The sequence below is a fragment of the Nocardiopsis sp. NPDC006139 genome, assembly GCF_040614155.1.
Classification (GTDB): Bacteria; Actinomycetota; Actinomycetes; order Streptosporangiales; family Streptosporangiaceae; genus Nocardiopsis; species Nocardiopsis changdeensis.
Map to the genome: position 1 here is coordinate 164,052 of NZ_JBEXTT010000002.1, position 12,331 is coordinate 176,382.

Annotated in this window: 10 protein-coding genes; 6 read left to right on the plus strand and 4 right to left on the minus strand. The window is 75.8% G+C overall.

Features of this window, described 5'->3' with window-relative positions; genetic code table 11:
* Positions 1–79 precede the first annotated feature (79 nt).
* Both ABZ249_RS02870 and ABZ249_RS02875 read left to right on the plus strand, forming a co-directional pair.
* Positions 80–1,756, plus strand: a complete 1,677-nt coding sequence (locus ABZ249_RS02870) for a serine/threonine-protein kinase (protein WP_355256394.1) — start codon at positions 80–82, stop codon at positions 1,754–1,756.
* 25 nt (positions 1,757–1,781) lie between these two features.
* Entirely contained in the window at positions 1,782–3,608 is a 1,827-nt protein-coding gene (locus ABZ249_RS02875; protein ID WP_355256397.1) for a serine/threonine-protein kinase, read from the plus strand.
* A 43-nt stretch (positions 3,609–3,651) separates the two neighbouring features.
* On the opposite strand, the gene ABZ249_RS02880 is transcribed toward ABZ249_RS02875, so the two are convergent.
* A complete protein-coding gene (locus ABZ249_RS02880) occupies positions 3,652–5,862 on the minus strand; it encodes a prolyl oligopeptidase family serine peptidase (RefSeq protein WP_355256400.1) in 2,211 nt (736 codons plus the stop codon).
* Positions 5,863–6,022: 160 nt separating this feature from the next.
* Between ABZ249_RS02880 and mshB the strand changes: the two genes are divergently transcribed.
* Positions 6,023–6,889, plus strand: coding sequence for an N-acetyl-1-D-myo-inositol-2-amino-2-deoxy-alpha-D-glucopyranoside deacetylase (mshB, locus tag ABZ249_RS02885; RefSeq protein ID WP_355256403.1), 867 nt, complete (start codon positions 6,023–6,025; stop codon positions 6,887–6,889).
* Positions 6,886–7,422 (plus strand): hypothetical protein, encoded by a 537-nt coding sequence (locus tag ABZ249_RS02890; protein WP_355256406.1) that lies wholly within the window; start codon positions 6,886–6,888, stop codon positions 7,420–7,422. Before mshB ends, ABZ249_RS02890 begins: the two co-directional genes overlap by 4 nt.
* 103 nt (positions 7,423–7,525) lie before the next feature.
* Here the strand turns inward: ABZ249_RS02890 and ABZ249_RS02895 are convergent, their stop codons facing one another.
* The 3 genes from ABZ249_RS02895 to ABZ249_RS02905 form a co-directional block, all read right to left on the minus strand.
* The gene (locus tag ABZ249_RS02895; protein WP_355256409.1) at positions 7,526–8,563 is read right to left on the minus strand and encodes a site-2 protease family protein; all 1,038 of its coding nucleotides are present in this window, start codon (positions 8,561–8,563) and stop codon (positions 7,526–7,528) included.
* A gap of 119 nt (positions 8,564–8,682) precedes the next feature.
* On the minus strand, positions 8,683–10,038 hold the full coding sequence (locus tag ABZ249_RS02900; protein WP_355256412.1) for a hypothetical protein: 1,356 nt from the start codon (positions 10,036–10,038) through the stop codon (positions 8,683–8,685).
* A gap of 239 nt (positions 10,039–10,277) precedes the next feature.
* On the minus strand, positions 10,278–10,535 hold the full coding sequence (locus tag ABZ249_RS02905; protein ID WP_220564929.1) for a hypothetical protein: 258 nt from the start codon (positions 10,533–10,535) through the stop codon (positions 10,278–10,280).
* 186 nt (positions 10,536–10,721) lie between these two features.
* On the opposite strand from ABZ249_RS02905, the gene fdxA reads away from it, so the two are divergent.
* Positions 10,722–11,042, plus strand: coding sequence for a ferredoxin (gene fdxA, locus ABZ249_RS02910; protein WP_220564930.1), 321 nt, complete (start codon positions 10,722–10,724; stop codon positions 11,040–11,042).
* A gap of 168 nt (positions 11,043–11,210) precedes the next feature.
* Positions 11,211–12,317: a succinyldiaminopimelate transaminase gene (gene dapC / locus ABZ249_RS02915; protein WP_355256416.1), complete on the plus strand. Its 1,107-nt coding sequence runs from the start codon at positions 11,211–11,213 to the stop codon at positions 12,315–12,317.
* Positions 12,318–12,331 lie beyond the last annotated feature (14 nt).

A 12,331-nucleotide genomic window follows, 5' to 3' on the forward strand; every position in this document is an offset into this window, starting at 1 on the left:
TTCCGGCACTCGGTATCGTAAGAGGCGGTCACGGAAGGTGACCCCCACCCCCTGGAACCGAGCGAGGATCGACGTTCCCTTGAACCACCCCCCGACGCCCCACCGGCCGGGCCCCGTCGGCGTGTCCCCCGTGCAGGCCGGGGACCCCCGCACCGTCGGCCCCTTCCGGATCGTCGGCCGCCTCGGCGCCGGCGGCATGGGCACCGTGTACGCCGCCCTGGACGACCGCGACCGGCGCGCCGCCCTCAAACTCGTCCACGCGATGTACGCGGCCGACCCGGACTTCCGCGACCGCTTCGCCCGCGAGGTCCGGCTGGTGCGCCGCGTCCGGGGCGAGGGCGTGCCGCGCTTCCTGGCCGCCGACACCCGTGCCGGCGTCCCCTGGCTGGCCACCGAGTACGTGCCCGGCCCCACCCTGGACGCCCGGGTGCGCGGCGGCGGCCCGCTGCCCGCCGGGTTCCTCGCCGACTTCGCCCGCGTCACCGCGCGGGCGCTGTCCGGGATCCACGCCGCGGGCGTCGTGCACCGCGACCTCAAGCCCGGCAACGTCATCCTGTCCCCGGACGGGCCCCGGGTCCTGGACTTCGGCATCGCCCGCGCCGCGGAGGAGACCGCGCTGACCCGCACCGGCGCCCTGGTGGGCACCCCGGGGTGGATCGCCCCCGAGCAGTACCGGGGGGAGGCCGCCGGCGACCGCTCCGACGTGTTCGCCTGGGCGTGCATGGCGGTGTTCGCCGCCACCGGCCGCGGCCCGTTCGGCTCGGGCACGGAGGAGGGGGTGATCTCGGCGGTGCTGTCCGCCCCGCCCGCCCTCGACGGCGTCCCCGACGCGCTGCGCCCGGTCCTGGCCGCCGCCCTGGACAAGGACCCGGCCCGGCGGCCCTCCGCCGCAGAGGCGGCCGCGGCCCTGCCCGAGCCCGTGGTGGGGCCCTGGGCCGCCGTCCTGCCGCCGGTGGACGCCGTCCCGGACTCCTGGGTGCGGATCGCCCCGCCCCGCCGCCCCTGGGTCCGCCGCCACGGCCGCGTCCTCGCGATGGCCGCCGGCGCGACGGCGGTCGCCGTCACCGCGGCCACCGCGTCCGCCCTGCCGTTCCCGGACGACCCGGCCGGCGGGACCTCCGGCGGCTCCGCCGCGGAGGACCCCTCGGCCGACCCCGCGCAGGGGACGGCCGCCGACCCGGTCCCCGCCGACGTCCCGGAGGAGTACCGCGACCTCTACGAGAACGGCACCGTGGTGGTGGAGCCGGCCTCCGACACCGAGCCGACGGTCGTCCGCTCCCTGGTCGGGGCCGACGGCACCACCCTCGACCAGATGCGGATCACCTTCGCCGGATCGAGCCAGCACACCGGCACCCTCCGGGTCGAGGTCCGGGTGGAGTACCTGCCGGACTTCGGGTCGCTGCGCGTGCACGGACGGGACTTCGCCTGGGTCCAGTACTTCACCGAGGGCGACGAACGGCTCGACTTCGCCAGGTCGAGCGAGGCCGGGCAGCTGGCGGAGACCGGCCCGGACGACCCCGTGGCGGAGTTCTCCGTGAACTTCTTCGGCATCCCCGGGGGGAGGGTCTACTACCTGCCCGACGCCGCCCTGGGCGAGGACCGCAGTGCCCCGGCGGACCAGCCCGGGGGCTTCTGCCACGGTGCCCCCGAGGGCTCGGGGCCGCTCAGGGACCCCTACCCCGGCTTCCCGTACCTGGGTCGCTACGACCCCGCCTTCGGCGGCCAGCCCGAGGGCTGCATCATCAGCCCCACCTGACGACCCCTGCTGAGGAGATCCCCCGTTGAACCCCGACCCCCGCCCCTTCGACGAGAACAGCCTGCCCCCGGGTGCGACCCCGCCCGCCGCCACGGACCCGGAGCGCATCGGCCCCTACCGGGTCGTCGGGCGCATCGGGGCGGGCGGCATGGGCGCCGTCTACGCGGGGATCGACCCCGCGGGGTCCTGCGCCGCCGTCAAGGTCGTCCATCCCCAGTACGCCGCCGACCCGGACTTCCGGGCCCGGTTCGCCCGAGAGGTCTCCCTGGTCGCGAGTGTGAGCGCCACCTGCACCGCGGCCTACTTCGGGGCGGACACCGGCGCCGAGGCGCCCTGGATGGCGACCGAGTACGTGCCCGGCGACACCCTGCGCGTCCACGTCCGCAAGAACGGCCCCCTCACCGGGGGGATGGCGGTCTCCCTGGCCGCGGGCCTGGCCGAGGCCCTGGTGGCGATCCACGCGGCGGGGGTGGTGCACCGCGACCTCAAGCCAGGCAACGTGATCCTGTCGCCGGGCGGCCCCAAGGTGCTGGACTTCGGCATCGCCCGGGCGACCGACGGCACCGCCCTCACCCGTACCGGCGGCCTGTTCGGCACCCCGGGCTGGATGGCGCCGGAGCAGTACAACGGTGTCCCGGCGAGCGACCGCTCCGACGTGTTCGCCTGGGCCTGCCTGGTGGCCTTCGCGGCCACCGGTCGCGACCCCTTCGCCGGCGGCCCGGTGGAGGTGGTGGTCCACCGGACCCGCACCGAGGAGCCCGACCTGACCGGGCTGCCCCCGGAACTGCTGCCGACGGTGCGCCGCGCCCTGTCCAAGGACCCCGCCGACCGGCCCACCGCCGCGGAGGTCCTGGCCGAGGTGACCGGGGCGTGGAGCGCCACCCGCGTGGACGCCCCGCCGGCCTCGGACCCCACCCGCGTGGTGCCCGCCATGCTCGCCGCCGAATGGCGCGGCGTGACCGCGGGCGCGCCCGAGCGGGTCCGCCGGCCGCGGCGCGCCCTCCTGGTCTCCGCCGGCGCCGCGGGCCTGGCCGCGGCCCTGGTCGCGACGTTCCTCATCGTGCGCCCGGACGGCGGGGAGGCGGACCCCGGCGGGGACCCGGGGGAGGCGGCCCCGGAGTCCGCCGACGCCTCCGAGCCCGCCGGGCCCGCGGTCGCCCGGGACCCGGGGGACGGCGCGGCCGTCATCACCGAGGCCGTCGCCCTGGCGGAGGAGGCGCCGGAGTTCGAGGTGAGCCACTTCGAGCGGTCGGCCGAGACCTTCGAGGACAACTCGAACGTGCTCCTCCGGTACACCGAGGACCCCGAGCCCGTCCGGCAGATGGTCATGAACGCGGGCCCGGCCATCTACTTCACCCTGCACGTCGGGGAGGGGCCCGACGACGTGCTGGCCCGCACCGACTCCAACCTCGTCGGCGTGGTCGAGGGCGACTACTACCGCCCCGGGCCGGACGACCCGGCCACGGAGAGGAACCCGAGCGAGTGGTGGGAGCGTGTGCTCGCCTCGGTGGACGAGGTGCTCGTGGAGGAGGCCGAGATCACCTACCTGGGGGTGGAGCCCACGCCCTACGAGGACTACCCCCAGGAGATGCAGGACGCCTACGACGTGACCGGCCGCAGCGGCCACCACTACACCGGCACCGCGCCCGCCGAGGTCAGGGGTCAGGACACCGAAGTGACCTTCGACGTCTGGGTGGACGAGGAGGGGAACCTCCAGCACTTCCACTCCTACGGGTCCACCGGAGAGATGGAGGAGGACGCCGAGTACGAGCGGATCGCGTTCGTCTTCGGGCAGCCCGTGGAGATCCCGGTCCCCGACGAGTCCGAGATCGCCGCCGCCCCGACCTACTGACCCCGCCGGCCGGGCGCCCCCGGGGCGCCCGGCCCGGAGCCGGTCAGGCCCCGTCGCGCAGGGAGTCCTTGAGGAACTCCACCTGGAGCAGCATCAGGTTCTCCGACACCGTCGGGTCCGACGGCGAGTGGGTCACCCCCGACAGCGGCAGCACCGTGTGCCTGCGCCCCGCCGCCAGCAGCGCCGAGGACATCCGCTGCGTGTGGGCGAACACCACGTTGTCGTCGGACAGGCCGTGGATCAGCATCAGCGGGCGCTCCAGCTTGGCCGCGTCCTCCAGCAGCGAGCTGCGCTCGTACACGCCCGGGTCGTCCTGGGGCAGCCCCAGGTACCGCTCGGTGTAGTGGGTGTCGTACAGCCGCCAGTCGATGACCGGGGCGCCCGCCACCGCGGCGTGGAACACGTCCGGGCGGCGCAGCACCGCCAGCGCCGCCAGGTAGCCGCCGAACGACCACCCGTGGATCCCCACCCGGGAGGTGTCCAGGCAGCCGAACCGCTCCGCGGCGTCCCGCAGCGCGGTGACCTGGTCCTCCAGCACCCCCGAGGCCAGGTCCAGGTGGATCTCCTGCTCCCACTCCACGCCGATGCCGGGGGTGCCGCGGCCGTCGGCGATGACCACCGCGAACCCCTGGTCGGCGTACCACTGGGCGGTCAGGAACGCGCCGCGCGCGTGCAGCACCCGCTGGGCGTGCGGGCCGCCGTAGGGCGCCATGAGCACCGGCAGCGGGCGCTGCCCCTCCCGGAACCAGGACGGCAGCACCAGCGCGCACGGGATGCCCCGCTCGCCCGCCCGCCAGAACTCCACCCGCGGCTCGGGCAGGTCCGGGGTCTCGGCGAGGCTCTCGATGGACCCGAAGGCCCGCCGGGTCTCGGTGGCCGCCCCGCGCACCACCAGGGTGCGCACCCCGGGGAACTCCATCGACCGGTGCTGCACCACGAGGGTGCCGCCGCGCAGCCGCCCCGAGCGCAGGCCGCTGTGGGCGGAGGCGTCGGCCGTCGTCGAGCAGCCGTGCCCGGGCAGCTCGACCGGGGCGGACAGCCCGGTGCCCAGGTCCACCAGCCACAGCGACACGTCGCCGGGCCGGTCGGCGGGCGAGCCCGAGTACAGGATCCGGTCGCCGTCCACGTCCACCACGCCGCGCACGTACACGTCGGCGGGGCTGACGGCGTCGGCGCCCACGAACACCCGGCGCTCGCCGGTCCCGCCCTCGCGGCCGATCCACACCAGGTCGCCCGCGGCGGTGTGGGCGGGGACGCCCGGCATCAGCTCGACCCACACGTCGTCGGTCTCGGTGCGCGTCTCCATGGCCAGCCCGGTCGCGGGGTCGGCGCCGAACAGGGTGAGCGTGCGCTGGTCGCGGCTCTGCGCGGTGAACACCACGGTGGGCGAGCCGTCCGGGCCGGTCGTCCACCCGGCGGTGGCCAGGTAGGGCAGCGCCTCCCGGTCCCAGTCGATCCACACCGGCTCCGGGGCGCCCTCCCGGCGGAACGCGGCGGAGGAGGCCACCGGCAGGGCGGCCAGCCGCACCCGCGCGTTGTCGGTGCCCGCCGCGGGGTAGCGCAGCGCGGTGGGCTCCTGCTCGGGGGCGGCCGGGTCGTCCACGTACCAGCGGACCACCGGGGACTCGTCCACCCGGGCGGCCAGCAGCGCCGAGCCGTCGGGCGCCCACCAGAAACCGCGGTAGCGGCCCATCTCCTCGGCCGCGATGAAGTCCGCCAGGCCCCAGGTGACGCCGTCGCCGTCGGGGGAGGCCAGCGCCCGGTCGCCGTGGTCGGGCTCGGCGCCGGCGACGTCGATGACCCGCAGCGCGCCGCCGCTGACGTAGGCGACCCGGTCGCCCGCCGGGCTGATCCGCGGGTCCACCACCGGGGTGGCGGCGGGCAGCTCGCGCGGCTCGGCGCGGTCGCCCACGAGGTCCACGTAGAAGAGCCGGCCGGACAGGGCGAACACGGCGCGGGTGAACGCCTCGTCCACCGAGTACGACACGATGCCGCCGCCGCTCTCGCGCAGCCGCTCCCGGCGCGCCCGCTCCTCCGGCGGCAGGTCCTCGTCGTCGGCCCCGAGCGCGCGCGGGTCGGCGACCACGTGCTCGGTGTCCTCCTCCGCCTCGTGCACCCACAGGCACGTGGCGGTGTCGACGCCGTCGCGCCCTCTCAGGAAGGCGACGCGCCGCCCGTCCGGGGACACCTCGAAGGAGCGCGGGACGCCGATGGTGAAGCGCTGGGTACGTGCCTGTTGGCGAGGAAAGCTCATGGGTCCGATTGTGGCCCACATCTCCGGTTCCCGCTCGGCCCCTGTGGACGGGCGCCCCCGCCCGCGCCCCGCGTCCGCTCCCGATTCCGCGCCGAATCCGCGCCCCACCTGGCCGTTCGGGAGGAAACGCGGGCATGCGGCCGGTATTGTTCACCACGTGGTGACCGACAGACGACTCATGATGGTGCACGCCCACCCCGACGACGAGAGCATCGTCACCGGGGCCACGCTGGCGAAGTACGCGGCCGAAGGTGCCGGGGTCACCCTGGTGACCTGCACCCTGGGCGAGGAGGGCGAGGTCATCCCCGCCGACCTCGCGCACCTGGCGGCCGACCGCGACGACACCCTCGGCGACCACCGGGTCGGCGAGCTGGACAAGGCCTGCGTCTCCCTGGGGGTGCGCGACCACCGGTTCCTCGGCGGCGCCGGGCACTACCGCGACTCCGGGATGGCGGGCACGCCCTCCGCGGAGCGCCCCGAGGCGTTCTGCAACGCCGACGCCGAGGAGGCCGCCCGCCTGCTCGCGGAGATCGTCCGGGAGGTCCGCCCGCACGTGGTGGTCTCCTACGACGAGTACGGCGGCTACGGCCACCCCGACCACGTCCAGGCCCACCGGATCACCCGGCGCGCCTGCGTGAAGGCGGGGGAGCGGTCGATGCCCGGCACGCCGTGGCAGGTCCGCAAGCTCTACGCGATCGCCCAGCCGGTGTCGGTGATCGAGGCGTCCATCGCCCGGCTCAACGAGGAGGCGGGGCCGTTCACCCCGCCCACGGCGGTGTCCGACATCGCCCGGGGCACCCCGGACGAGCTGGTCACCACCCGGATCGACGCCACCGACCACTGGGCGGCCAAGGCGCTGGCGATGCGCGCCCACGCCACCCAGATCACGGTGGACGGCGAGCGCTTCGCCCTGTCCAACGACATCGCCCAGGAGATCGACGCGGTGGAGTACTTCACGCTGCTGCTGGGACCCACCCGGCGCCGCGCGGCCGGAGAGTTCGAGACCGACCTCTTCGAGGGCCTGTGAGCGCGGGCGAGGGCGGCGTCCGGCCCGGCCCCGCCCCGGTGGCGGGGGCCGTCCCGGCACCCTACGAGGCGCCCGGACAGGACGACCCCGTGCTGACCGCGGTGCTGACCGCGCTCACCTTCCCCGTGCTCGCGGCGTCGGGGGCCGCGGTCGGGCTGCTGTCGGCGACCGGCGCGGGCTGGCTGACCCGCTACTGGGAGGCGGGGCCCCTCGCCCAGGTGCTGGGCGTGGCGGGACTGCTGGCACTGCTGGGGGCCCTGTACGGCCTGTGCCGCCTGTGCGCGTGGGGCGCCCGCGGGGTCTCGGGCGGGGTGGCCTTCTCCCTGGGCTTCGTGGCCGTGGCCATGGTGCTCACCATGTACATGCCGGGCGGCGACATCGTGCTGACCGGTCACCTGATCCACTACGGCTACCTCTTCGGGTCCATGGTGGTACTGGCGGTGGCGGTGGTGCGCGGCCTGCGGGGGAGCAACCCCTTCCTGGCCGGGCTCCCGGCCGCGTCCTCCCCGGCCGCCCGGAACGACCGGGCCTGACCCGGACCCGGGCGACGGCACCCCGGGGCACGACACCCCGGGCACGACGAAGGGCCACCGCCGCACGGCGGTGGCCCTTCGCGCACGTCGCGGGGGCGGCGGCTCAGGCGTTCCAGAACTGGAGCAGCAGCTCGCCCAGGAACACGGTGCCCTCGAACGTCGGGTTGGGCATGACGGTCCGGAACAGCGTGTAGACCGCGCCCACCCACAGGTCCCGCAGGGCTGGGAACCACAGGACGGCGAACACCGCCACGGAGCCGAACAGCGCGTTCACCCGGGCGGCGGACACCCACCGCCGCTCGGGCAGCGCGGCGGCGAGCACCTCGAAGCCGTCCAGGCCGGGGACGGGCAGCAGGTTGACCAGCGCCGAGGTCAGGTTGAGGAAGGCCAGGAACGCCAGCCCGGCGATCGCCCAGTTGGTGGTGTCGTTGCCCGGCGGCACCAGGACCGACACGGTGACGGCCAGCGCGGCGGCCAGCACCAGGCTGGCCAGCGGGCCGGCCAGCGCGACCATCGCCCGCCGCCCGCGCGGGATCCGGTCCCACGCCACGAACGCGGGCGGCCCGTTGAGACCGAAGGCGCCGAAGCCCAGGTAGAGCACGGGCAGCACGGTCCCGGCGAAGGCGTGCCGGAACCCGAACGGGTTGAGGCGCAGGTAGGCGCCGCCCCGCTGGGAGCGGTCGCCGGCCAGGTGCGCGGCGAGCGCGTGGGCGTACTCGTGCACGGCGCAGGAGACGATCCAGCCCAGCAGGATGAACAGCGGCGGGAGCAGCGGGGTGACGTTGGTGCCCTCGGGGGCCCAGTCCAGCTCCACGGCCCGCCAGGACAGCCACCCGGCGAACACGGTCAGGCCCAGCACCAGCACGAACACCGGGCTGGGCAGGAAGTCGAACACGCCCCCGGAGCGTTCCCCGTCCTCGCCCCCGTCCCCGGGGCCCGAGTCCTCCGCGTCGTCCCCGCCGCCCTCGCCGGGCTTCCCGGCCTCCTTGGCCGGCGCCCCGGTGCCGGGCCCGCGCTCGGCCAGCTCCGGACGGTTGAGGGCGCCCTCGGGCATGCGCTCCCAGGGGTCGGCGGTGTCCGTGCGCGGGGTGTCGGGCGCGTCGGTCGGCTCCGACCTCGGGGCCGGTTCGGGCGTGGGCATGATGCTCCTGCTGGTCGCGCGGGTTGTCCGCGCTCCAGGTTAGGCCCTGCCGGGCACCGGTCCGCAGCGGGTGCCCGGCAGCGGTGCGCCGTTCCGGCCCCCTCCCGCCGGGCCGCCGGTCAGACCACCGCGCGCGGCGCCACCGCCGACTTGTGCAGGCTGGCCAGCGCGAACACCCGCCCGGCGGCGGTCAGCTCCCGGTGGCCGCAGCCGTCGTCCTCGGTGAGCAGCCCCAGCGCGTCCAGCAGCCAGCTCACCGACATCACCATGGCGCGCACCTGGTCGGAGGCGGCCTCGGCGGTGCGCCGGTGCGAGGCGGCGTGCCGCCCCGACGGGCTCTGCGGCTCGGGCGGCGTCCACCCGGACCCGGTGAGCAGCTGCTCGGCGGCGATCATGTCCGACTCCCCGCGCCGGGAGTGCGAGCCGCTGCCCTGCGGGGTGCGCGACAGCAGCATGCCCAGCAGGGTCTCCGCGGCCGCCTGCTCGGGGCCGCCGGTGCGGCACAGGGTCTCGGTGGCGGCCCGCCACATCTCCTCGGGGTCGGCGCGCAGCTGGCGCCCGCGCCGGGTCAGCACCAGGCGGCGGCCGGACCTGCGCACCACCCGCATCCCCCGCATCATCTGGTGCAGGGCGATCAGCTGGGTGGCGTCGGTCTCGCTGCGCGGCGGCTCGGGGGAGGTGCGCCAGCCGAAGTCCTCGCACATCGACCGCACCACCCCGGGGGAGATGTAGCCGATCTGGGTGAGCGCGATCCCGTCCTCGGCCAGGTCCAGCAGCCGCTGCAGAGGGGCCATGGCGGCGTCGGCGGTGCGCGGCACGTCGGCGCCGGCGATGATCCGGCCCACCAGCGGCCACAGGTGCCTGCGGTGCGGGTGGGCGGGCGAGGACAGCCAGGCCCGCACCCGCTCCTCGCGGATCCGGTCCAGGTGGCTGAGCCCGCGGTCGTCGGGCCGGGTCAGGAAGGAGCGGGTGAACCGCTCCTGGGCGTGGCGCCAGCCCTGCTTCCCGGGCCGCACGTCGCCCAGGACGATCGCCAGCTCCAGCGCCGAGGCGGTCTCCTGCCGGGCCCGGATCTCGGCGTCGCCGACCACGGTGCCCCAGGTCAGCTCGGGCAGGTCCGGCGGCTCCACCCCGGACTCCCACATCAGCCGCTCGTACACGGCCACCCCGGCGCCGTGGTCCCTCTCGTGGGCCGACAGCAGGTGGGCGGTGGCCGGGGCCGCGCAGATCTGCGCGTACCGGTGCAGCTGGAGCAGGGAGAACAGCGAGCCCAGAGCGCGCAGCGCGGGCTCCCGGTCGGCCCGGGAGAACCGGGCGGGCAGCTCGAACCAGCAGAACCGCTGGACGGCGTGCTGGTTGAGGCCCTCCAGGTCGTTGCCCGGAGCCAGCGTGTCCAGGGCCTGCCGGGCCATCTCCGCCGACCGCCCGTCGCGCCGGGCCAGCTCGGCGAGCGCGGACGCTACTGCTTCACCCATGGACGGCGCCGACCTCCCCGAAACCCCGTGGTTGGCGCCCGCGTGTCCGCCGGGGGGTGCCGTCGGGGGCGCGGTACTTCGCGGTGCTGCGTGGTCGCGGACGGCAGGGGGGCGGCCGTCGGGACTGAGCCTGTCCTACCCCGGTGGGGCCGAAGAATGCCTCCGGGCGGACGCGACATGCACGTGCGTTCGCCCGGCGCACACCGCGGACGGGCAGGTCGGCCGCCGCCGGGCGTCCTTCAGGGGGTGCGCCCGGGGGCGCCGCCGCGCCGCCGCGGGGCGGCGTCGGGGACGACACGGCTGGCGGCGATGGACGACTCCTCGACGCGCGCCTGACGGCCGTCGCGCCGGCGCACGGTCAGTACGCCGCCGTCCCATGACTCCAGCACCCCGACGATATCGGTGAAACCCCCGTCGGGGAGGTGGATTCGGACGGAGACCCTGCTGCCCGTGTCCTCCCGGGTGATCCGGTGGACCAGGCGGCCCGCCATGTGCAACGCGCCCCCCGAATGTGCGACGACTCGCCTTCGCCGCCATACTAGGACCACGACATCTGTGCCAATCGTTCGCAGAGGCCGGGAGCAGGGTCCTGGGCGCCCGCACGCCGGACCGCGCCGACCGGCTCCTCTGCGAGGTCCCCGCCTCCCCCGTGGGAACGCGGGGGTGAGATCAAGGAGTACGACGTGACCTACGTCATCGCGCAGCCCTGTGTTGATGTGATGGACAAGGCGTGCATCGACGAGTGCCCCGTGGACTGCATCTACGAGGGCGAGCGCAGCCTGTATATCCACCCGGACGAGTGCGTTGACTGCGGTGCGTGCGAGCCGGTCTGCCCGGTCGAGGCCATCTACTACGAGGACGACCTGCCCGAGCAGTGGTCCGACTTCTACAAGGCCAACGTCGAGTTCTTCGACGACCTCGGCTCCCCGGGCGGCGCCTCCAAGGTGGGCAAGATCGACCGCGACCACCCCCTCGTCGCCAAGCTGCCGCCGCAGGCGGAGTAGCCCGGCCCCTTCCGGTCCGCGCCGGTGCGTCTCCGTGGCGCAGAGGACGTCCCCGCGCGCGACCGCACCGCCATCGCGCCGATCCCCCCGTCCCGGGAGGGTCGGCGCGATGCGTGTCAAGCCCAGCCCCGGACCGCGACGGCCCGGACGACCCGATGGAGACGCGAGATGACCCGGCGGCCCGTGACGGACAGGCTTCCCACCTTCCCGTGGGACCGGCTGACCCCGTACAAGAAGATCGCCGCGGATCACCCCGACGGCATCGTCGACCTGTCCGTGGGCACCCCCGTGGACCCGGTGCCGCCGGGCCTGCGCGCCGCGCTGGCCGACGCCGCCGACAGCCCCGGCTACCCGCTGACCTGGGGGACCCCCGCGCTGCGGGCCTCCATCACCGGCTGGCTGGAGCGCCGCCACGGTGTGAGCGTCCCGGAGGAGGGCGTGCTGCCGACGGTCGGCTCCAAGGAGCTCGTCGCCTGGCTGCCCACCCTGCTCGGCCTGGGGCCGGGCGACACCGTCGTCCACCCCGAGCTGGCCTACCCCACCTACGACATCGGCGCCCGCCTGGCCGGGGCGACCCCGGTGGCGGCCGACGGCCTGACCGCCCTGGGCCCGGCCCCGGTGCGGCTGCTGTGGGTGAACTCGCCGAGCAACCCGACCGGCCGCGTCCTGGGCGTGCCGCACCTGCGCAAGGTCGTCGCCTGGGCCCGCGAGCGCGGCGCGATCGTCGCCTCCGACGAGTGCTACCTCGATCTGGGCTGGGAGGGCGAGGCCCCGGTCTCGATCCTGCACCCGGACGTCAGCGACGGATCCCACGAGGGCCTGCTCGCGGTGCACTCCCTGTCCAAGCGCTCCAACCTCGCGGGGTACCGCGCCGCGTTCGTCGCCGGCGACCCGGCCCTGGTCCAGGAGCTGCTGGCGGTGCGCAAGCACGCGGGGATGATCGTGCCCGCCCCGGTCCAGGCCGCCATGGGCGCCGCCCTGGACGACGACGCGCACGCCCTGGAGCAGAAGGAGCGCTACCGCGCCCGCCGGGACCGGCTGCGCGCCGCCCTCACCGGCGCCGGCTGGCGGATCGACCACTCCCAGGCCGGGCTGTACCTGTGGGCCTCCCACCCCGACCACGACGCCTGGGGCGCGGTGGAGCACCTGGCCGAGCGCGGCATCCTCGTGGCGCCGGGCGAGTTCTACGGGCCCGCCGGCGGCGACAGCGTCCGCGTGGCGTTCACCGCCACCGACGAGCGCGTCGGGGCCGCCGTCGCCCGCCTGTCCGCCTGACCCGCGCCGCGTAC